The sequence below is a fragment of the Faecalibacillus sp. H12 genome, from assembly GCF_013361255.1.
GTDB classification, from domain to species: domain Bacteria; phylum Bacillota_I; class Bacilli_A; order Erysipelotrichales; family Coprobacillaceae; genus Faecalibacillus; species Faecalibacillus intestinalis.
The window spans coordinates 1-22,249 of record NZ_JABWDK010000006.1 but is presented as its reverse complement, the minus strand read 5'-3'; the positions used below and the strand labels follow the sequence as shown (position 1 = coordinate 22,249).

Here is a 22,249-nt window from a genome sequence, read left to right as displayed (position 1 = left end):
GATTTAAAATGGGAAAATATTTCGGAACAGATGGCTTTCGTGGGGAAGCTAATAAAGATTTAACAGTTGAACATGCTTATAAAGTAGGAAGATACATTGGGTGGTATTTTGGAAGAAATAAAGATCATGCTCAAGTTGTTATTGGGAAAGATACAAGAAGAAGTTCTTATATGTTAGAATATGCACTTGTTGCTGGACTTACAGCAAGTGGTGCAGATGTTTCTTTAATGCATGTAACAACAACACCAAGTGTTGCTTATATTACAAGAACAGATGGTTTTGATTGTGGAATTATGATTTCTGCTTCACATAATCCATATTATGATAATGGAATTAAAGTTTTAGATTGTAATGGTCATAAAATGGATGCGAAGGTTGAAAATTTAATTGAACAATACATTGATGGTGAAGTAGATGAAATTCCATTTGCTACAAAAGATGAAATTGGATGTGCAACAGATTATTCAGTAGGTAGAAATAGATATTTAGGATATTTAATGTCTATTCCTACACGTGCTTTTAAAAATATTCGTGTTGGTTTAGATTGTGCTAATGGTGCTAGTTCTAATCTTGCTAAAAGTGTTTTCGATGCTTTAGGAGCAAAAACTTATGTGATTCATAGTGAACCAGATGGTTTAAATATTAATACAAATTGTGGTTCTACACATATTGAATCATTACAAGAACTAGTAAAATCTAAAGGATTAGATATTGGTTTTGCTTATGATGGTGATGCTGATCGTTGTTTAGCTGTTGATGAGTTTGGAAGAGTTATTGATGGTGATTTAATTCTTTATGTTTGTGGTAAATATTTAAAAGAACATGGTGAATTATCTAATGATACAATTGTTACAACAGTTATGTCTAACTTAGGTTTATATAAAGCGTTAGATAAAGAAGGTATTAAATATGAAAAAACAGCTGTTGGAGATAAATATGTTAATGAAAACATGGTGAAAAATGGTCATTGTATTGGTGGAGAACAATCAGGACATATCATTTTCTCTAAACATGCCACAACAGGAGATGGTATTTTAACATCTTTAAAAATTATGGAAGCAGTTATTGAAAGCAAAAAAACATTAGCTCAATTAGTTGAACCTGTAACAATTTATCCTCAATTAATGAAAAATGTATATGTAAGAGATAAAAAAGAAGCTCAAAATGATGTTGAAGTACAAAAAGTCATTAAAGAAGTTGAAGATAAGTTAGGTGATGAAGGACGTGTTCTTGTTCGTGAATCAGGAACTGAACCGGTTGTACGTGTTATGGTTGAAGCGGATACAAATGAAAAATGTTTACAATCTGTAGATTATATCATTTCTAAAATGAAAGAACGCGGATTTGTTATTGAAAGATAAAATCACATATTATCACAAAATATTGCCATATATTATGGCAATATTTTAACTATAATAGGTCATAATAAAATAGGATACAAATGAGGTGAAGAAGATGTTATTTAAAATTAATATTATAGATGATGAAAAAAATCTAAATGATTTGGTAAGAACTTATTTAGAAAAAGAAGGCTATAGTGTTTGCTCATTTTATACGTATGATGAAGCTTTACTTCATAAAGATGATGATGTACATCTATGGCTTATAGATATTATGTTAGATAAGGCAAGTGGTTTTGAATTGTTTAATGAAATAAAGGCAAGTAAGCCTAAAATGCCAATTATATTTATGTCAGCTAGAGATCAAGAATTTGATCGCATTATTGGTTTAGAAAAAGGCTCAGATGACTATATTACAAAACCATTTAATATTAAAGAAGTTATTTTAAGAATTAATAATTTATTAAAACGTGCTTATGATAATCCATCTAAGATACAAATAGATGGTTATGATATTGATTTAGAAAAAAGAAGAGTCTTCTATAACAATAATGAAATCATTTTAACAACAAAAGAATATGATCTACTTGTTTACTTTTTAAATAACAAAGGATTAGCTATTTCAAGAGAACAAGTTTTATCAAAAGTATGGGACGAAAATTATTTTGGTAGTGATCGTGTCGTTGATGATACACTTCGAAGATTGCGTAAAAAAATGCCAGAAATTAATATTCGTACGATTTATGGATTTGGATATCGTTTAGATTAATGCTTACGAAATATTCTTTACAAAAACAACTTGTTATTATTTTTTCAATTATTGCGATAGGTGTTTTAGCAATTCTATTGCCTATTATTGATAACAACTTAACACATGTTATTGATAATGAAATGTATGATGTTTTGACACGCTCACAAAATGATTTTTACTCATATGATTTTTCTCCTGATTATGCAGGTTCAGATAAACAAATTTATCATTTTACTTATAACATTAATGAAGATACGCTTACAACAGCGCAAAATATTTCTGCTAAGAAATATCAAATATTAGATTATGTTTTTCAAAATGATCTTTATAAGATGGTTAAGAAAAATAAAAAGAAATTACAAGAAAAGGTTAAAATGCAAGACCAAACAGTATATTATCAAATTGTAAAAGCGGATGATTCTAATTATATTATTTCACTTGTTTATAGTGATTATTCTAAAACATTGATTAATAATCTAAAGGATCAAGTTATTGATATCTTTTATATTGCTTTTTTAATTATTGGACTTGCTTTGTTTGTTTGGGTTTCATCTTTAATAAAACCATTGAAACTTATTAAAAATTATATAGATGATATAAAAAATGATAAAGAAAGTGAATTGCATATTCAAAGAGAAGATGAGATAGGTGTTTTATCTTCTTCATTAATAGAAATGAAAGAAGAGATAGATCGACAAAATGAAATTAAAGAAGAAATGATTCATAACATTTCTCATGATTTAAAAACACCTATTGCTTTAATTCAAACATATGCTCAAAGTATTAAGGATGATATTTATCCTTATGGAGATAAAGATTCATCAGTGGATGTTATTTTAGAAAATACAGATCGGTTAGAAAAGAAAGTAAAAAGTTTACTATATTTAAATCGATTAGATTACATAAGTGGACAAATTGGAGATGAAACATGTTCAATGAAAGAATTGATTGAACATATTGTTTTCCAATTAACAGCTATGCATCCACAAATAGAAATTATTACAGATTTACAAGATTCATCTTTTAAAGGAAAAGATGATTATTGGCGTATTTGTATTGAAAATATTATAGAAAATGCTGCTCGTTATGTACACCATGAAATTAAAATTATTTTAAAAGATCAATATTTAGAAATATTTAATGATGGTGAACCTATAGATAATTCAAATCCTGAATCTTTATTTCAACCTTATGAAATAGGACATAAAGGACAATTTGGTTTAGGATTATCTATTGTTTATAAAACAGTAACAATGTATGGATATAAAGTTGAAGCTGTTAATAGAGTTGATGGTGTAAGTTTTATTATTCAAAATAAAGATTAGTCGAATGATTAATCTTTTTTTTAAAAAGTGTTGCTTTTTTTGATAAAGAGTGGCACTATTTTAGAGTTATCAATTCTCAAAAATAGAGAAAAAGAGTATAATAAACTTTAAGGAGTGAGTAAAGATGAAAGTTGTTGTTGCTGCTGGAGGAACAGGTGGACATTTATACCCTGCTCTTGCATTAGTTGAATATATAAAAAAACAAGATCCAAATTCAAAATTTTTATTTATTGGAACAAAGGATCGTTTGGAATCTCAAGTTGTTCCCCAACTTGGATATGATTATGTTGGTTTAAATGTTAAAGGATTAGCGGGTAATCCTTTAAAGAAAGCTCATGCAGCTTTGTTATTTGTTAAATCTATTGGAAAAGCAAAAAAAGTTATAAAAAAATTTAATCCTGATATTGTTGTTGGTTTTGGTGGATATCCAAGTGCTTCAGCTTTAGAAGCTGCTGCAAGTTTAAAAATTAAAACGATGATTCATGAACAAAACTCAATTATTGGTTTAACAAATAAAATTCTTATAAAAAAAGTAGATAAGATCATTTGTTGTTATCAAAAAGCGTATGAAGAATTTCCTCAAGAAAAAACTCTATTGCTTGGAAATCCTCGTGCAAGTGTTGTCAGCCATGAAGTTCCTAAAGATATTTATGATAAATATGGTTTAGATAGAAATAAAAAAGTTGTTACGATTGTTATGGGATCATTAGGATCACAGACAGTTAATCAAACGATGAAGGAATCGATGAATCAATTTGTTGGTAAAGAATATCAAGTACTTTATGTTACTGGAAAACCTTATTATGAATCAATGAAAGATTATGAAAATGAAAACGTAAAAATCATCCCTTATGTTGATGATATGCCTTCTTTAATGCATGCGACAGATCTTATTGTTTCGCGTGCAGGAGCCAGTACCCTTGCCGAATTAACAGCTTTAGGCGTACCAGCTATTTTGATTCCTAGTCCTTATGTAGCAGCAAATCATCAAGAATATAATGCACGTGAATTAGAAAATAATCATGCTGCTAAAATGATTCTTGAAAAAGATTTAACAGGAGAAAAATTGATTTCTACAATTGATAGTGTTATTAATGATCAAACTGCACTTCAAATTTTAACAGAAAACGCTAAAAAGTTAGGAAAGCCAAATGCAGTTGAAGATATGTATCAAGAAATTATTTCGATGTTAGGAGACTAATGATGAAGTTTGAAAAATATTATGAAGAACTTAAACAATTAGATGTTGGAACAGTTCTTAAAGATGAACCGTTATATAAACATACAACTTATCGTGTAGGTGGGCCAGCAAAATTATTTATAAAAGTTCAAAATGTCGATGAGTTGATTGAAGTGATAAAGTATTGTCGTAAGCATCGTATTCAACTTTTTGTTATTGGAAGAGGTTCAAATTTATTATTTTCAGATAAAAGTTTTGAAGGAATTATTATTTCCCTTGAAGATATGAATCAATACCATGTCAATGGGAGCGAAGTAACTGCCCAATGTGGTGTTACAATGATTAAACTTGCTTATGATTGTGCTAAAATTGGTTTGAGTGGTTTTGAATTTATGGGAGGAATTCCTGGAAATATCGGTGGTGGTATTTTTATGAATGCAGGGGCCTATAAATCATGTTTAAGTGAAGTTGTTAAATCAGTAAAAGTATTAGATGAATGTTTAAAAGTAGTTGAATTATCTAAAGATGAAATGGATTTTTCATATCGACATTCTATCATTCAAGACCATCCTAAATGGATTGTCTTGGAAGCTACTTTTGTTTTGGAAAATAAAAGTGTTGAAGAAATTAATGAAACTTTAGATAAAAGAAAAGAAAGAAGAATGGCTACGCAACCTTGGAATAAACCAAGTGCAGGAAGTGTTTTTAGAAATCCAGAAGGTGCAGCTGCATGGAAATATATTGATGATGCAGGTCTTAGAGGTTATGAAATTGGTGGAGCACAAGTTTCTCCAAAACATTCTAACTTTATTGTAAATAATGGTTATGCTTCTGCTAAGGATATTCATGATTTGATTTTTTATGTCCAAAAAACAGTTCAAGAAAAGTATGGTGTTTTATTAAAACCAGAAGTACGTTTTATTAATTGGGAGTCTTAGGATGACAACGTATGTGTATAATGAACATGATGAAAATCAAGTGCTAACAATGAGAAATAAATTAAAAAAGAAAAAAAGAAAAAGAAGAATTAATTTTGTACTTATTGTTTTGTTTTTGATATTTTTAGTGATTTTTTTATTTGGAGATATGTCTAAAGTAAAAAAAATAACTGTTTCAGGATGTCATTTGACTTCTGCTGAAGAGATTATTGAACGATTACCGGTTAAATCAAAACAAACTTATTTTTTTAAAGTAAATAAAAAACAGGTTGAAACAGAGGTTGAAAAAATGATCTTTGTTGAAAAAGCAACTGTAACGAAAGATTTGATAGGGAATATAAAGATAAGAATTAAAGAAAACAATGCTTCTTTATATGGCTATATTAATAATATTTTATATGTTGCAGATCAAAATGGAATTTTTGAACAAGATCAACAACAAAAATGGATTTCTTATGTACAACGTTGTCCACAAATGATGAATTTTGACGAAGAACATTTCCAATCATTTGTGAAAGCATATGTCAAATTACCATCAGTTGTTCAAAATCAAATCTCTAGTATTGTCTTTGAACCTGATGAAAGAGATCAAACCAAATGTAAGTTGGAACTTGATGATGGTAAGGTTTTTTATGTACGTATTGAAGACATGGAAAAACAACTTACATCAACAAATTATTACTTGGTTATTCAAAGTTATCCTGATTATAAATACTATGATTATTTAGGAAAAAATGTCTATGTATACAATTAAATAGTGTATGAAAAAAGCTACGTGTTTGAAACTAAAACCTTTAAATATCGTAGCTTTTATGATAATATAATGGTATATGTAGTAAGGGGAGATAGACATGAATGAAGTTTATGCAGTATTGGATATAGGTAGTGCTTCAATTGAATTGTTAGTTGGTGAAATTATCAATTCTAATTTACATGTTCTTTTTTCTAAAAAGGTCCCTAGTCATGGTGTAAAAAAAGGCATCATTGAAGATGAAAATTTATTAGTAAATGATATCAAAGGAGTTGTTCAAGAAGCTAATGATTTTCTAGATGGAGAAATCAAAGCAGTTGGTCTTACAATCCCTACTATTCGTTCTAAACTTTATCAAAGTAATAGTAGTGTATCACTTAGTGATCATGATAAGATTTCTAAGGATGATATTGTAAGAGGTTTGAAACTTTCTACTAAATTCAAAAAATCTCATGAAGAAGAGGTGGTTTGTGTAATACCAGTTCGCTTTAATGGTGATTTTGGAATTAGTCAAGTACCTCCTATAGGAGAAGCTTCAAGAAATTTAATTATTGATACATTGATTATTACTTCACAAAAACAGATTTTATATCCATATATTATGGCTGTTGAAAAGGCAGGTTTAGAAATTATGGATATTTGTATCAATGCCTTTGCGTGTGCAAAGGAAGCTTTTGATGCAGTTTATCTTCAAGAAGGTGCATTGATTATTGATATGGGATATAAAACGTCAACAATATCTTTCTACAAGGATGGATATTTAAAATATTTAACAGTATGTTCAGTTGGGGGTTATAATTTGACTCGAGCAATTGCTCAACATTTACAAATTTCTATGAATCAAGCTGAAACATATAAAGTCAAATATGGTTCTTTGGATTATACTGTTGGACAAGAGGATATTATTCATACAACTGAGCTTCCAGATGGTCGTAAAGATTATACACAAAAAGATTTTGCGGGTATTTTAGAAGAAGCTGCAGTTGATATGTTAAATGTTATTAAAGAAAAAATGGGTGTTATCGATAATGGACAACATTATGAAACACTGATTGTTGGTGGCGGAGGAGAACTTGAGCTACTAGATAAAGTTGCTGGTCGTGTTTTAGAAGGTCCAGTGAGAGTTTATCGTCCAGATATTATTGGCATTAGAGATATGGCATTTGTTTCTTCTGTAGGAATGATTTTTTATATGTCTGATCGTGCTAAATATCTTGGTCCTTATGAAACATCTGTTGTTTTACCGGATATTTCTAATACAATGGCTGTGAGATTTAAAGGACTTACGAAAGTAAAAGATACAAAAGAGAAAACTGGAAGATTTAGTAGATTACTAGATACTTTCTTTGGTGAAGAAGAATAGATAAAAGAGAGGGTAAATCATGAACGAAGAATTAGATTTTGAACAAGTTGCAAAAATAAAAGTAATCGGTGTTGGTGGCGGAGGAAACAACGCTGTTAACCGCATGGTTGAAGAAGGCGTTAGAGGAGTAGAATTCTTTGTCGCAAATACAGATGTACAAGTATTACGTCGTTCGCCTGTAGAAAATAAAATTGTTTTAGGAAAAGATTTAACAAAAGGTTTAGGAGCAGGAGGTAATCCAGAAGTAGGAAAGAAAGCTGCTTTAGAATCTGAAGGAGATATTAGAACTGCCCTTGAAGGTGCAGATATGGTTTTCATTGCTGCTGGTATGGGTGGTGGAACTGGTACTGGTGCAGCACCTGTTTTCGCTAAGATTGCTCGTGAATTAGGAGCATTAACAGTAGGTGTTATTACTAAACCATTTACTTTTGAAGGAATGAAACGTAAAAAACAAGCAATCGAAGGTATTGATGAATTACGTTCTAATGTAGATAGTATTATTGTGGTTTCAAATGACCGTTTATTACAACTAATTGGTGGACGTCCAATGCAAGAAGCATTTAGAGAAGCTGATAATGTATTAAGACAAGGTGTTCAAACAATTACTGATTTAATTGCTGTTCCTGCATTTATCAACCTTGACTTTGCAGATATCTGTGCAGTTATGAAAAATAGAGGAAATGCGTTAATTGGTATTGGCATGTCATCAGGAGATGATAAAGCAAAAGAAGCTGCAAAACGTGCAATTTCTTCACCTTTATTAGAAGTTTCCGTAGCAGGTGCTAAAGACGCTATTATTAACGTTACAGGTGGACCAAATATTTCATTATATGATGCTAATATTGCTCTTGAAACAATTACTCAAGAAGTTGGAGATGACATTAATACTTATTTAGGTATTGCTATTAATGAAAACTTAGATGATGAAATTATTGTTACTGTTATCGCAACAGGATTCGAGGAAGAAAAGGAAGAAGTAACTGTCCAACCTTCAGTAGCAAGACCTTTAGGTGAAGAACCTCAAACTTTTGAATCATATGATGATGACGAAGATGATGATGATGGTTTTCCACCAGCATTTATCAAAAATAGAAGAATTTAATAAGATGAGCTAACGATGTTAGCTCATTTTTATAAAGGGGGAAATTTAAATGAAAATTGGATTTATAGGATTAGGGAATATGGCCGGGACAATTTGCCAAGGTCTTATTAAAAGTGATTTTATTGATGGTAGTGAGGTATATGGATATGATATAAATAGTCAACAGCTGATGATGTTTGAACAAGATTTTGGTATTCATGTATGTTCAAGTGAACAAGACGTTGTTAAAAATTGTGATTATTTGGTGATGGGGGTCAAACCAAATGTCGTAGAAAGTGTTATTTCAAAAATAAAATCAGTCATTGATCAACAAGTGATCGTTTCAATTGTTGCTGGTTATGGAAATGATAAATATGAAGAATTATTACCGGGAACACATCACTTAACAATTATGCCAAACACACCAGCTAAGGTATTAGAAGGAACGACTTTATTTGAAAAAGACAATACTTTAACAGCTGAAGAATTAAATTATGTACAAACAATGTTTGAAAGCATCGGTGAGGTTTATCTTATTGAAAATTATCAAATGGTTGCCGGTGGTGCTTTAAGTGGTTGTGGACCAGCTTTTGTTTATATGTTTATTGAAGCTTTAGCAGATGGTGCAGTCTTAAATGGTTTGCCTCGTGATTTGGCTTATAAGCTTGCCAGCCAAACTGTTTTAGGAAGTGCAAAAATGGTTAAAGAGACGCAATTACATCCAGGTATTTTAAAAGATCAAGTTTGTTCTCCAGGTGGTATTACGATTCAAGGTGTTAAGGCTTTAGAAGAAAATAATTTTAGAAACGCTGTGATGGAAGCAATCGATCGTTCAAAAAAATAATGTGTAGAAAGTATGGATTTTTGTCCATACTTTTTTAAATGTCCAATCTTTTTTGACATCTTTTTTACTTGCCATCATATATGATGATAAAGGGGTAAGCAAGATGGAGGTCTATGTTGAATTAACTTATTGTATGAATGGTATCTTATTTATCATGACTTATGAAATGATTTCATTATTGCTTAATATTAATTGGTCATTTTTGAAAATCCTTTTCTTGAGTTTTTTAAGTAATATATCGATTGTTCTCATTTATATAGACTATTTACCATATATAAGTTTTTTATACTGGATTGTCCTTTTTTTATTTATTTTTAAAAAACAATTTTTCTTATATTTTCCAGTTTTTTTAATTGTTTATTTTTCAATACTATTCTTTATCAATACCCTAATAAAAGAATCATTTATATACAACGGAATCTTGATTACTCCCATAAATTATAAAGATATAGTTATTGTTGTTATGACATGTGTTTTTTTAATTATTGAAACAATTTATTTAATTTATGCAAAAAGAAAAATAAAACCAAAAGATGATCTATATGATGTAACACTTATTTTTAATAATAAGATTTATCATCTTTCAGGGTTTTTAGATAGTGGTAATCATGCAAACTATCTAGGTTATCCACTTATTTTTATTAAAAAAAGTAAAATTGATACTTATCAACAATTAGATACATTGATTATTGATGGCTTAAAAAAAAGAAAAATAGATATTATTTTAGTTGATCAAGTTTTAGTAAATAAGCAATCTTTAAGAAATGTTTATATAGGTGTATTGGATGAATTAGATTATGATTGTTTATTAAATAAAGAATTGATGGGAGGGATTATTTGATGTGGCAAATGATTAGACAGTTTTTAAATACAAAACAGTATCTTTATTATATAGGAAGACATGATATTTTACCGCCTCCTTTAAAAGGTCAACAAGAAAAGGAAATAATTGAAAAAGCAGTTTCTGGGGATCAAAAAGCAAGAGATTTATTGATTGAACATAATTTAAGATTGGTTGTTTATGTTGCTAAAAGATATGACAATAGCGCCAATTGTCCTTTGGAAGATTTAATTAGTATTGGCACAATTGGTTTAGTAAAAGCAATCAATACTTTTAAGGCAGATAAAAATATTAAACTTGCTACGTATGCTTCAAGGTGTATTGAAAATGAAATACTTATGTACTTAAGAAAAAATAATAAGATTCGTTATGAGATTTCTTTAGATGAACCTTTAAATATTGATTATGATGGTAATGAGTTATTATTAGGAGATATCGTAGGAACTGATGATGATCTTGTTGAACAAGAAATGTTGAAAAGTGATCAAAAGAAAATTTTTTATGAAGCTTTAAAAGAATTAAATGAAAGAGAAAAAGAAATATTGATTTTAAGATATGGTTTATCTAATAATGATGAATTGACACAAAAGGATGTTGCTGATTTATTAGGTATTTCACAATCTTATATTTCTAGATTAGAAAAAAAGATTATAAAAAAATTAAGAAGTCAATTAAATTATGATGAAGTGAAATAGTATATTTTTATCAAAAAAAGCCACACTAATTTTGGTGATTATTGTGGAAAAAGAAAGTTTTATGAGCACTATCCCTATTCAAAAAACACTTTCTAAAGAAGAATTATATACTTTGATTCAAAATTATCAAAAGAATCATGATCAAAAAAGTAAAGAAATGATTATTCTTTCTAATACAAAATTAGTGTTATCTCTAATGAAAAGATTTTACCAAAAATCAAATCATTATGAAGATCTGTTTCAAGTAGGCATCGTTGGTCTAATAAAAGCAGTCGATCATTTTGATACCAATTATCAATTACAGTTTTCAACGTATGCAGTTCCTTTGATCATTGGTGAAATGAAACGTTATTTAAGAGATAATACACAAGTTAAGATTTCTAGACCAATCAAGGATTTAGCTTATGCTATTTTAAAAGAAAAGGAAAAATATTTAAATCAATATCAAAGAGAACCAACGATTCAAGAATTATCACAAAATTTAAATATTGAAAAACAAAATATTATAGAAGCAATGCAATCTACTCAAAGCATTGCTTCTTTCCAAGATGCTGTAGGAAATGATGATCAAAATGAATTATCATTATCAGATATTATCTCACTAGATCCAGAAACATTGAAACATTATCATGATCACCTTGATTTAAAAAATGCCTTTGATTGTTTAAATCAAAGAGAAAAGAAAGTAATTCAAGAAAGATACTATCAGGGTTATTCGCAATGTGAAATAGCAGATGAGCTTTTTGTATCACAAGCGCAAATTTCTCGAATTGAAAAAAAAGCTTTAGAAAAATTACATAAAAAATTAGTCTAAAGCATATTTTATAGGGGTGATCGTATGAGATTTGTATCATTACAATCAAAAGATGTGATTAATGTTTATGATGGTAAAAAAATAGGGTATATTGCGGATATTGAATTAGATTGGTGTCAAAAATGTATACGTGCTTTAATTGTCGAAAAAATGAATTTTTTTCATTTTTTTTGTTTTTTTAAAGAGCCTCCTGTTTTAGTTATTCCGATTGAATGTGTGATTTCTTTAAAAGGCGATGTGATTTTAGTGAATATTGAACAGGTTTAGCTAGATTTCCTTGTTGATACCTTTGATAATCAATAAATGTATGGTATAATATTGAGGAAATAAAAGGAGGATGACTTCATGGGTTACGGTGAAAAAGTAAAAAAATGGTTTTTTGATGAAGATGGGGATGGAGAAGATATTGCTGAAGATTATGATGCTGTAGAGGTTGATACTGAACCTAAAACAAGCTTATTTGAACAAGCAAAATTTTCTAAAACAAGCGAAGCTGTGAAATCATTAAATATGAATAAAGATAGTCATTTAGTTTTATTTGAACCACGTTCATTTGGAGAAACTCAAGATATTGCAAATTATTTAAAAACAAAAAAAGCAACAGTTGTTAATTTACATCGTTTACAAAAAGATCAAGCTAAACGTGTTGTTGATTTCTTAAGTGGTGTTATTTACGCTATTGAAGGTGACATTCAAAGAATTGGACCAAAAATTTTCTTATGTACACCTCGTAATATTTCTGTTGCAGGAACAATTGATTTAGATGAAGATGAACAAGAAGATTAAAAAGTATGGTTTCCATACTTTTTTAAGTTATGTTGGAACATTTTAAAGGGGAAGAAGTCTTTGTAAAAAAGGTACTTGATTATTTGGATCAAGTACAATATAAACAAAGACTTATTTTAACGCAATTTTTAGATCCGTATCATCAATCAATTGTTAAAAGTGTTATTGGGCATCAAGATGAAGTTCAAGTTTTAGAAAATGGTGGTTTTATTCATAGTGAAAGTCAAAGAATGATTATTGCTCCTTATTTTTATGAAATAGAAAAGGAAGATTTTGAAATCGTTGTTTGTAAGATTATTTATGCAAAAAATTTTGAAAAATTAACACATCGAGACATTTTAGGTGCTTTAATGTCTTTAGGAATTAAAAGAGAGTTATTTGGAGATATTGTTGAAAAAGACAAAGATTTTTATTTAGCTGTTGATCGACATATTTATGAATATTTAAAAGATCATTTATCAATGATTAAAAGAAGTAAAGTAAAGTTTGTTGAATGGGATGAAGAAATAGAAGTAAAAAATGATTATTTAGTAAAATCATTTATTGTATCTTCATTTCGATTAGATAAGATCATTTCTTCTTTTTATAAAATTTCAAGACAAAAAGCAGCAGAATTTATTCGTGCTGGTCATGTAAAAGTTAATCATAAACCGGTTGAACAAATAAATTATTTATGTAATAATAAAGACATAATATCATTCAAAAAGCATGGTAGAGTGATGTTTGTTGATTGTAATAAACAAACACGCTCTGATAATTATGTGGTTGAAGGGTATTTTTATAAGTAGGGAGTGAACATGATGTCATTGAAAAAACAAGTATTTGGTTATAATAAGTCACAAGTTGATGAATTGATCAATGAAAAAGATAATGAAATAAAACAGTTGAATGATCAAATTAAAAAATTACAAGAAGATTATCAACAATTAGAACATCAAAAATCATTATTGCAGCATCGTGTAAACATCCAAGAACAAACAAATGAAGAAATTGCACGTCTTGCATTAAAAGAAGCAAGCGAACTTATTGACAAAGCGAAAAAGAATGCTAATATGATACTGAGCGAATCGCTAGAGTATGTTCGTTCGTTGTCTGGTGAGATGAGCGACTTTAAGGCGCAAGCTGTTAAATTTAGAGCTTCGGTAGAAAAAATGTCAAAAGATATCCTTGAGTCTATTGATCAATCTGAAGTTTACAATTTAATTAATGAAGATAAATACGATGAAGGAGACAGTTTATAATTAGAGTTTTAAGAGAGCTGATGGTTGGTGTAAATCAGTAACAAAGATTATAATGTATCACTCTGGAGTAGCCCTTTGAATTAAGTAGAAGGTGACGTTAATCGCGTTAAGATTTCAAGAGCGTATGAAAATACGAATTAAGGTGGTACCGCGATCACATCGTCCTTAGGATGATGTGTTTTTTTATTTTTAAAGAGAGGAAAGAAAAAATGAATTACAAAGACACATTATTAATGCCAAAAACTGACTTTGAAATGCGTGGAAACTTACCAAAAAAAGAACCTAAGTATGTAGAACGTTGGCAAGAAAACGACATGTATAACAAAGTTATCCAACAAAACGAAGGAAAAGACAGCTTTGTCTTCCATGATGGTCCTCCATATGCTAATGGAAATATGCACATGGGACATATGTTAAACAAAGTCATCAAAGATGTTATTTGTCGTTATAAAAATATGAATGGTTTCTATACACCATATATTCCTGGATGGGATACTCATGGTTTACCAATTGAAAATGCTATTCAAAAATTAGGTGTTAATCGTAAAGAAATGCCTACAGCTAAATTTAGAGAAAAATGTGATGCTTATGCTCATGAACAAGTAAATAAACAAATGGAACAATTGATCCGTATGGGAACATTTGCGGATTACAAACATCCTTATTTAACATTACAACATGAATTTGAAGCAAGACAAATTGAAGTGTTCGCTAAAATGGCGATGGATGGATTGATTTTCAAAGGATTAAAACCAGTATACTGGTCACCATCAAGTGAATCTGCTTTAGCTGAAGCTGAAGTTGAATATCATGATATCAAATCACCAACAATTTTTGTTAAATTCCAAGTTAAAGATGGTAAAGGAGTCTTAGATAATGATGTTAATTTCGTTATTTGGACAACTACTCCTTGGACAATTCCTGCTAACTTAGCAATCTGCTTAAATGCTTCTTATAACTATGCATTAGTAGAAACTGAAAAAGGAAAATTAATTGTCTTAGATACTTTAGTTGATGAATTAATGGCTAAATTTGAAATTACTGATTACAAAGTTGTTAATCATTATAAAGGATCTGAATTAGAATACATTACATGCCAACATCCGTTATATGATAGAGAATCATTAGTTATCTTAGGAGATCACGTAACAGCTGATTCTGGTACTGGATGTGTTCATACTGCACCTGGATTTGGGGCAGACGACTTCTTTGTAGGTCAAAAATATAACTTACCAGCTTATTGTAACGTTGATGAACATGGTTGTATGATGGAAGATTGTGGTGAATGGTTAGCTGGTCAATATGTTGATGACGCTAATAAAACAGTAACTATGAAATTAGATGAAATTGGAGCTTTATTAAAACTTGAATTCATCACACACAGTTACCCACATGATTGGCGTACTAAAAAACCTATTATCTTTAGAGCAACTGATCAATGGTTCTGTTCATTAGATAAAATTAGAGATAAATTATTGAGTGAAATTGATAATGTTAACTGGTTAAATGAATGGGGACACATCAGAATCTATAACATGATTAGAGATCGTGGAGACTGGTGTATTTCACGTCAACGTACTTGGGGTGTACCAATTCCTATTTTCTATTGTGAAGATGGAACTCCAATTATTGAACAAGAAGTATTTGATCATATTTCTGAATTATTTAGAGAACATGGTTCAAATGTTTGGTTTGAAAGAGATGAAAAAGATTTATTACCTGAAGGATATACAAATGAACATTCACCAAATGGTATTTTCAAAAAAGAAAAAGATATCATGGATGTATGGTTTGACTCAGGAAGTTCACATACAGGTGTGATGGTAGAAAGAGGATTTAATTATCCAGTAGATCTTTATTTTGAAGGTAGTGACCAATATCGTGGATGGTTCAACTCATCATTAATTATCGGTGTTGCTGCTCATGGTAAAGCTCCTTATAAAACTGTCTTATCACATGGTTTCGTATTAGATGGTAAAGGAAATAAAATGTCTAAGTCATTAGGAAATACAGTAGATCCTATTAAACTTGTTAACCAATATGGTGCTGATATCGTAAGATTATGGGCTACTTCTGTTGCTTATCAACAAGATGTTCGTATTTCTGATGAAATCATGAAACAAGTGGCTGAAGGATATCGTAAAATCCGTAATACCATGAGATTCGTTTTAGGTAACTTAAATGACTTCAAAGCAAGTGATTTAGTAGAAATCAAAGATTTACCTGGTGTTGATCAATATATGTTAGCTAAATTAAATGAATTAATGAAAGCTTATGATGAAGCTTATGCAAATTATGACTTTGCAACAGCCAACCAAGAAATCTTAAATTACTTTACAAATACTTTAAGTTCATTCTATATGGATTTCACAAAAGATATCTTATACATTGAAGATGCAAATTCTCCACGTAGAAGACAAGTTCAAACTGTCTTATATTATCATGCTAAAACAATGATGAAATTATTATCAACAGTACTTGTATTTACTGCTGAAGAATTACATGATCATTTCCATTGTGATGAAACTAAAGCAGAATCTATCTTCTTAGAACCAAAATATGAATTATTTGATATTGAAAATGAAGAAGAAGTTTTAGCTTATTTTTCTAAATTTATGGAAGTAAGAAAAGATGTTTTAAAATCTATGGAAGGTTTAAGAAATGAAAAATTAATTAAATCGAACATGGAAACAAAAGTAACATTATCTTTAAAAGATGAATATAAAGATATTGCTAACTTAAAAGATGATCTAAAACAATTATTTATTGTGGCTAAAGTTGAATTAGTTGATGATACAACTTTAGAAGAATATGAAACTAGCTACATTAAAGTTGAAAAATTCAACGGTGTACAATGTCCAAGATGTTGGAACTATTTCGATGAAGATGAAATGAATGGTGAATTATGTTCACGTTGTGCAAGTGTAGCTCATCGTGTAGCTGAATAGCAGATAACAGGATGTATCGAAAGATACATCCTTTTCTTTTTAAAAAACAATTTTGTAATGAAAAATAAAGCGAACTGTGTTATTATTTACGAGATTGTAGGTGAGGGAGTATATGAAAAAAGAAATATTAGGTAAATGTATGCTATTAATGTCTGATCTTATTTGGGGAAGTTCTTTTATCGTTATGAAAAATGCTGTGGATTTTATTTCTCCATTTACGCTATTATGTATACGTTTTGTGTTAAGTACAATTTTCATTTCTATTTTATTTTTTAATAAAATAAAAAAAATCAAAAAACAAGATCTATTAGGTGGTTTTTTAGCAGGTCTAGCCTTATTTAGTGCTTTTTCAATTCAAACATTTGGTTTGCAATTGACAACACCTGGTAAAAATGCTTTTTTAACAGCCGTTTATTGTACGATTGTTCCTTTATTAAGTTGGCTTTATTTTAAAAAGAAACCCGATAAAGCACAAATATTTGCGGCTATCCTTTGTTTTATTGGAGTTGGTTTTGTTTCTTTAGATAGTTCCTTAAAGGTGAATTTAGGTGATCTTTATACTTTGATTGGTGGTTTTTTATATGCTGTTCATATTATTGTGTGTGAAAAAGCAATGAAAAAGACATCTCCAATTATTATTACTGCCTTACAATTTGCATTTGCTTCTATTTTTTCATTTATAGCAGCCTCTTTATTTGAAGATATTTCAGTTGTTTTCCATATTGATTCAAGTATTTATCTTCAAATCTTATATCTGGCGTTTTTTGCAACTACATTATGTTATTTATTTCAAAATGTGGGACAAAAATTTGTTAATGAAAATATAGCAGCATTATTATTAAGCTTAGAATCTGTTTTTGGAGTTTTCTTTTCCATATTATTTGGACAAGAAATAATGACACTTCAAATTGGATTAGGATTTATGATTATTTTTATTTCGGTTTTGATATCAGAAACAAAGTTATCTTTTTTACATAGGGGAGGAAAACAATGATTAAAAAATTACTTACAATAACTTTATCATTGATGATGATTTTTACATCATTCGTACCAGTTTTCGCTGAAGGGGAAGAAGTCAATATTGTAGGACAATATGGAATTGTCATCGATAAAGATACCGGACAAGTTTTATACAATAAAAATGCCCATGATAAAATGTATCCAGCAAGTATTACAAAAATTTTAACATGTATTGTTGCTATTGAAATGTTAGATGATTTAGATAAAACAGCCACTATTACTCAAAGTGATATAGATACAGTTTGGGAAACAGGAGCTACTTCTGCAGACTTTACTGTCGGAGAAGTTGTCACTTATAGAGATATGTTGATGGGAGCAATGTTACCTTCAGGTGCAGATGCTTGTCGTGCTCTAGCTAATAATACGTGTGGTAGTCAAGAAAAGTTCGTTGAAAAAATGAATCAACTGGTAAACAAATTAGGATTAAAAGATTCTCATTTTGTAAATACAACAGGAATTCATGATGATGATCATTATACAACAGCTTATGATATGGCTAAAATTACCCAATATGCTTTAAAGAATAAAAAATTTGTTGAAGTCTTTGATAGATATCAATATACGTCAAGTGATGGTCAACATCAATGGGTCAAAAAAGTTATTTATAAAAGTAAAAGAGACCATATTGATACATCAATGATTGAAGGCTGTAAAAGCGGTTACACAAGTAAAGCGCAAAGTACTTTATCTAGTTTATTGAATATTGATGATCATCATTATGTTTGTGTTGTTGGCTTTTCTAAAAATAGTGATGGTTATAATCATTGTACAGTAAATGATACCCTTGCTTTAGGTAATTATGTAAAAGATCATTATTCAGTTGCGAATATTATTAAAAAAGATGCAAAAATGAATTCTGTTAAAATAAAAAATGGTCAAACAAATAAAGTTGATGTCATCACAGAAAAAGATATCGAAGCTGTTTTACCAAATAATTACAATCCATCTGATTTAAAATATAAATATCATTTAAAAGATTTAACAGCTCCTGTTAAAAAAGATCAAAAAGCAGGAACAATGGATGTTTATTATCGAGATACTAAATTAGAAACAATTTCACTTAATACAACACAAGCAGTAGATGAAAGTGGTTCTGTTGTTTTTATGAGAAAAATGAAAAATGTTGTTTTACCATGTGTAATGGCAGTTGTCATCATTCTTGTGGTTTTATTATTAGTAAGAAAAATCATGATTAAACAAAGACGTAAAAAAAGACGTCAACAAAGAAATCGTAGAAAGTAGGGAAACCTACTTTTTTTACTTATATATGCTTAATTATTATATGTATATATAAGTAAATATATTGACATATACTTATATATACGTATAATATAAGCGAGAGGTGAGTGATATGACTTATAAATGCGTATTTAGTGATATTGATGGAACATTATTGAATTCAAAACATCAAATAAGTGAAAAAACAAAAAAGAAAGTACAACAGTTAGCTATACAAAATATTCCTTTTGTTCTTGTTTCAGCGAGAATGCCTAAAGGAATGCATTATTTTTTAGATGAATTACAAATAAAGGCACCAATGGTAAGTTATAGTGGAGGTTTGATTTTAGATGAAAATCAAAAAGTTATCTATTCAAAAGGATTTTCAGTAGAAATGGCGAAAAGACTTTATAAATATATTAAATATTATTATCAAATTCCTGTTAGTTTTTATGTTGAGAATCATTGGATGGTCGATGAAATAGATGAAGGAATTGAAGAGGAAAGTATTATTACAGGGTTAAAACCTGAAAAATTGGATTTAAATGGAGTTAAAAAGGTTCATAAATTATTAGTGATTGCTGAAGCAGGAATTGTTGATCGTTTAGAAATGAGCTTAAAAGAAAAATTTAGAGGTTTAAAGATTTATAAATCAAAAGATACTTATTTAGAAATTATGGATGAATCGGTATCAAAATCCAATGCAATTCAATTTTTATGTGATAAAATGAAAATAGGTCTTCATCAAACAGTTTCTTTTGGAGATAACTATAATGATTTAGATATGCTTCTTTTAACAGGAAAAGGATTTGCGATGGCTAATGGAGCGCAAGGTGTTTTAGAAAGTATTCCAACACATACGCTTTCTAATGATGAAGATGGAATCGTTTATGCATTAGATAATTTAGTAGGTGAATAAGGTGTATCAAGAAGAAAGAATTTATAAAATATTAGAAATATTAAAAACTAAAAATACAATGACAAATCAAGAAATTATGGATCAATTTCATATTTCTAGAGATACAGCAAGAAGAGATATTGTTCGTCTTGTAAGTGAAAACTTAGCTGTTAGAACACATGGTGGTATTACTTTAAATGATGTACATCAAATTGGAAATTATCAAACAAGAAAACAAGAAAATGAAGAGATAAAAAATGAAATTGGCAAAACTGCTGTTTCTTTGATTGAAAATAACAAAGTGATCTTTTTTGATACTTCAACGACTGTTGCAGCTTTATGTCAATATGTAGAAAGTGATATAGAAGCTTATAGTCATTCTTTAGATAATATTGAAATATTATCGAATCATTGTTTATGTCAGATGATTGGTGGAACTTACTTTAAAAAGAATCGTTATATGTATGGAAGTCAAACGTTGAATATGATTGATCAAATTTATTTTGATTTAGCTTATGTAGCAGCAGCAGCTGTGATGGAAGATGGTATTTATGTTGAAGAATTTGAAGATGCTATGATTAAAAAAAAGGTAGCAAGTCGAAGTCAAAAAGTTTGCTTAGTTGTAGATCATAGTAAATTTAATAAAAAAAGTTCTTATAAAGCTTTAGCTTTTCAAGATATTGATGTTCTTGTTGCTGATTGGTTACCTGATACTTATCGAGAAAAGATAGAACAAGCAGGATGTCAAATAATATATACAAAAGAAAAGTAGATTCGTATGAATCTACTTTTTAGCAAGCATTTTATCAAAAAAATAACCGATTACTCTAAAAATCATGGCTAAACCAAAGATAGATAAAGCACCAATTGTTTCATATTTATGGAAAAGGAATGTACATAAAAAATATGTAATGATTCCTAATGCTGCTCCTAAACCTGTTAATAATGTCATGAAAACATCTTTTTGTTGTTGTTTCATAATTTCACCTCAAGAACTATTCTAACATAACAAAAACCAATAAACAATAAATAGAAGTTGTGCTATAATCTAGATAAAGTGAAAGGGGAAGTCTATGTATAATACGTTGATTTTTGATTTAGATGGAACACTTGTAGATTCAATAGAAGATTTAGCTTTATCTACAAATATATTAATGGAAGAAAATCATTTTCCTACCTATGATTTAGATACATATAAACAATTTGTAGGAAATGGTGTTGATAAATTAATAGAGCGTGCTTTACCTGAAAAATATAAAAAAGATGTGAGAAAATATCGTGCACGTTTTGATGAAATTTATAAAGAAAATTGTTTAAAACATACAAAACCTTATTCAGGAATGAAAGAATTAATTGATGAACTTTATCATCAAGGGTATAAATTAGCAGTTGTAACGAATAAGCCAAAAATAAATGCAGTAACAATTGTAAATCATTTATTTCCTGGTAAATTTATGTATGTTTTTGGAAATACAGTTTATCAACCAAAAAAACCACATCCTTGTTTAGTACAACTAGCTATGCAGTTAATGGAAAGTAATAAAAATGAAACATTGATGATTGGTGATAGTAATGTAGATATTGAAACAGCCATCAATGCTAAAATTAAATCTATAGGGTGTGAATGGGGCTTTAGAGGAAAAGAAGAACTTGTTCAAGCTGGAGCAACTTATACTGTTTCTAAACCAAGTGATATTAAGGACATTCTAAAATGATTGCAGTATCGAGATGTTTAATTGGTGAAAATTGTACATATGCTGGAAAGAATAATCTTTGTAAGGAAATAAAGGAACTTTATGATCAAGGTTTAGTGTTACCACTTTGTCCAGAAGTCTTAGGTGGTTTACCAATTCCTAGAACACCTTGTGAAGTTATTGGAGAAAAAGTGATTGATCAAAAAGGAATTGATCGTACAAAAGAATATACACAAGGTGCTAAAATTGCTTTAGATAAATGTTTAGAAAAAAATATTAAAATAGCTGTTTTAAAAGCTAAAAGTCCAAGCTGTGGAAAAAATCATATTTATGATGGAACATTTTCACATCAGCTTGTTGAAGGTGATGGTATTTTTGTACAGATGTTAAAAGAAAAAGGAATTGCAGTTTATAGTGAAAATGAAGTAACAGAGGTTTTAAAATTAATAAATGGAGGAAAGTAAAAATGGGACATATTTTATGGGTAGAACCTGTATTTAAAGAAATGATTTGGGGAGGAA

At 29.1% G+C, this 22,249-nt stretch carries 24 protein-coding genes and 1 other annotated feature; of the genes, 23 read left to right on the top strand and 1 reads right to left on the bottom strand.

All coding sequences use genetic code 11. The features are described from left to right. The first annotated feature begins 8 nt into the window (after window positions 1–8). The 21 genes from glmM to HUU89_RS06325 all read left to right on the top strand — a co-directional run bounded on the left by glmM (window position 9) and on the right by HUU89_RS06325 (window position 20,806). Entirely contained in the window at window positions 9–1,361 is a 1,353-nt protein-coding gene (glmM, locus tag HUU89_RS06425) for a phosphoglucosamine mutase (RefSeq protein ID WP_032090663.1), read from the top strand. A gap of 94 nt (window positions 1,362–1,455) precedes the next feature. Beyond that, the gene (locus HUU89_RS06420; protein WP_022001805.1) at window positions 1,456–2,109 is read left to right on the top strand and encodes a response regulator transcription factor; all 654 of its coding nucleotides are present in this window, start codon (window positions 1,456–1,458) and stop codon (window positions 2,107–2,109) included. After that, the gene (locus tag HUU89_RS06415; RefSeq protein WP_175301303.1) at window positions 2,109–3,416 is read left to right on the top strand and encodes a sensor histidine kinase; all 1,308 of its coding nucleotides are present in this window, start codon (window positions 2,109–2,111) and stop codon (window positions 3,414–3,416) included. Before HUU89_RS06420 ends, HUU89_RS06415 begins: the two co-directional genes overlap by 1 nt. A gap of 124 nt (window positions 3,417–3,540) precedes the next feature. Continuing rightward, window positions 3,541–4,617: an undecaprenyldiphospho-muramoylpentapeptide beta-N-acetylglucosaminyltransferase gene (murG, locus tag HUU89_RS06410; protein WP_118347318.1), complete on the top strand. Its 1,077-nt coding sequence runs from the start codon at window positions 3,541–3,543 to the stop codon at window positions 4,615–4,617. A gap of 2 nt (window positions 4,618–4,619) precedes the next feature. After that, window positions 4,620–5,534 carry a UDP-N-acetylmuramate dehydrogenase gene (gene murB / locus HUU89_RS06405; protein ID WP_175301302.1) on the top strand — a complete coding sequence of 305 codons (915 nt, stop codon included), beginning with the start codon at window positions 4,620–4,622 and terminating at the stop codon, window positions 5,532–5,534. A gap of 1 nt (window position 5,535) precedes the next feature. Then, window positions 5,536–6,288, top strand: a complete 753-nt coding sequence (locus HUU89_RS06400; RefSeq protein ID WP_175301301.1) for a cell division protein FtsQ/DivIB — start codon at window positions 5,536–5,538, stop codon at window positions 6,286–6,288. 97 nt (window positions 6,289–6,385) lie between these two features. Then, window positions 6,386–7,648 carry a cell division FtsA domain-containing protein gene (locus HUU89_RS06395; RefSeq protein ID WP_032090658.1) on the top strand — a complete coding sequence of 421 codons (1,263 nt, stop codon included), beginning with the start codon at window positions 6,386–6,388 and terminating at the stop codon, window positions 7,646–7,648. Window positions 7,649–7,667: 19 nt separating this feature from the next. Beyond that, the gene (gene ftsZ / locus HUU89_RS06390) at window positions 7,668–8,750 is read left to right on the top strand and encodes a cell division protein FtsZ (RefSeq protein ID WP_032090657.1); all 1,083 of its coding nucleotides are present in this window, start codon (window positions 7,668–7,670) and stop codon (window positions 8,748–8,750) included. Between the two features lie 49 nt (window positions 8,751–8,799). Next, complete coding sequence (proC, locus tag HUU89_RS06385; protein ID WP_107029559.1) at window positions 8,800–9,573, top strand: pyrroline-5-carboxylate reductase; 774 nt, start codon at window positions 8,800–8,802, stop codon at window positions 9,571–9,573. 463 nt (window positions 9,574–10,036) lie between these two features. Beyond that, the gene (locus HUU89_RS14940; RefSeq protein ID WP_254697711.1) at window positions 10,037–10,414 is read left to right on the top strand and encodes a sigma-E processing peptidase SpoIIGA; all 378 of its coding nucleotides are present in this window, start codon (window positions 10,037–10,039) and stop codon (window positions 10,412–10,414) included. Beyond that, window positions 10,414–11,109, top strand: a complete 696-nt coding sequence (locus HUU89_RS06375) for a sigma-70 family RNA polymerase sigma factor (RefSeq protein ID WP_022001796.1) — start codon at window positions 10,414–10,416, stop codon at window positions 11,107–11,109. The genes HUU89_RS14940 and HUU89_RS06375 overlap by 1 nt, the downstream gene beginning before the upstream one ends. Before the next feature lie 43 nt (window positions 11,110–11,152). Next, on the top strand, window positions 11,153–11,923 hold the full coding sequence (locus HUU89_RS06370) for a sigma-70 family RNA polymerase sigma factor (RefSeq protein WP_317989348.1): 771 nt from the start codon (window positions 11,153–11,155) through the stop codon (window positions 11,921–11,923). A gap of 24 nt (window positions 11,924–11,947) precedes the next feature. Then, window positions 11,948–12,190, top strand: a complete 243-nt coding sequence (locus tag HUU89_RS06365) for a PRC-barrel domain-containing protein (RefSeq protein WP_022001794.1) — start codon at window positions 11,948–11,950, stop codon at window positions 12,188–12,190. Window positions 12,191–12,268: 78 nt separating this feature from the next. After that, a complete protein-coding gene (locus HUU89_RS06360; RefSeq protein ID WP_032090653.1) occupies window positions 12,269–12,709 on the top strand; it encodes a cell division protein SepF in 441 nt (146 codons plus the stop codon). A gap of 29 nt (window positions 12,710–12,738) precedes the next feature. Next, a complete protein-coding gene (locus tag HUU89_RS06355) occupies window positions 12,739–13,497 on the top strand; it encodes an RNA-binding protein (RefSeq protein ID WP_175301300.1) in 759 nt (252 codons plus the stop codon). Between the two features lie 9 nt (window positions 13,498–13,506). After that, complete coding sequence (locus HUU89_RS06350) at window positions 13,507–13,950, top strand: DivIVA domain-containing protein (RefSeq protein WP_032090651.1); 444 nt, start codon at window positions 13,507–13,509, stop codon at window positions 13,948–13,950. Then, window positions 13,922–14,120, top strand: a binding site (T-box leader). Its footprint overlaps the gene before it by 29 nt. A gap of 39 nt (window positions 14,121–14,159) precedes the next feature. Next, window positions 14,160–16,898: an isoleucine--tRNA ligase gene (gene ileS, locus HUU89_RS06345; protein ID WP_175301299.1), complete on the top strand. Its 2,739-nt coding sequence runs from the start codon at window positions 14,160–14,162 to the stop codon at window positions 16,896–16,898. Between the two features lie 112 nt (window positions 16,899–17,010). After that, complete coding sequence (locus HUU89_RS06340) at window positions 17,011–17,892, top strand: DMT family transporter (protein WP_175301298.1); 882 nt, start codon at window positions 17,011–17,013, stop codon at window positions 17,890–17,892. After that, window positions 17,889–19,160: a D-alanyl-D-alanine carboxypeptidase family protein gene (locus HUU89_RS06335; protein WP_119363800.1), complete on the top strand. Its 1,272-nt coding sequence runs from the start codon at window positions 17,889–17,891 to the stop codon at window positions 19,158–19,160. Before HUU89_RS06340 ends, HUU89_RS06335 begins: the two co-directional genes overlap by 4 nt. A gap of 109 nt (window positions 19,161–19,269) precedes the next feature. Continuing rightward, window positions 19,270–20,055, top strand: coding sequence for a Cof-type HAD-IIB family hydrolase (locus HUU89_RS06330; RefSeq protein ID WP_175301297.1), 786 nt, complete (start codon window positions 19,270–19,272; stop codon window positions 20,053–20,055). 1 nt (window position 20,056) lies between these two features. Continuing rightward, entirely contained in the window at window positions 20,057–20,806 is a 750-nt protein-coding gene (locus tag HUU89_RS06325; RefSeq protein WP_175301296.1) for a DeoR/GlpR family DNA-binding transcription regulator, read from the top strand. Between the two features lie 12 nt (window positions 20,807–20,818). Here HUU89_RS06325 and HUU89_RS06320 read toward each other — a convergent pair whose 3' ends face one another. Beyond that, window positions 20,819–21,013, bottom strand: coding sequence for a hypothetical protein (locus HUU89_RS06320; RefSeq protein WP_032090646.1), 195 nt, complete (start codon window positions 21,011–21,013; stop codon window positions 20,819–20,821). Window positions 21,014–21,107: 94 nt separating this feature from the next. On the opposite strand from HUU89_RS06320, the gene HUU89_RS06315 reads away from it, so the two are divergent. Together HUU89_RS06315 and HUU89_RS06310 are read left to right on the top strand one after the other, a co-directional pair. Then, on the top strand, window positions 21,108–21,749 hold the full coding sequence (locus HUU89_RS06315; RefSeq protein ID WP_175301295.1) for an HAD family hydrolase: 642 nt from the start codon (window positions 21,108–21,110) through the stop codon (window positions 21,747–21,749). Beyond that, the gene (locus tag HUU89_RS06310) at window positions 21,746–22,192 is read left to right on the top strand and encodes a DUF523 domain-containing protein (RefSeq protein WP_175301294.1); all 447 of its coding nucleotides are present in this window, start codon (window positions 21,746–21,748) and stop codon (window positions 22,190–22,192) included. Before HUU89_RS06315 ends, HUU89_RS06310 begins: the two co-directional genes overlap by 4 nt. Window positions 22,193–22,249: the final 57 nt, after the last annotated feature.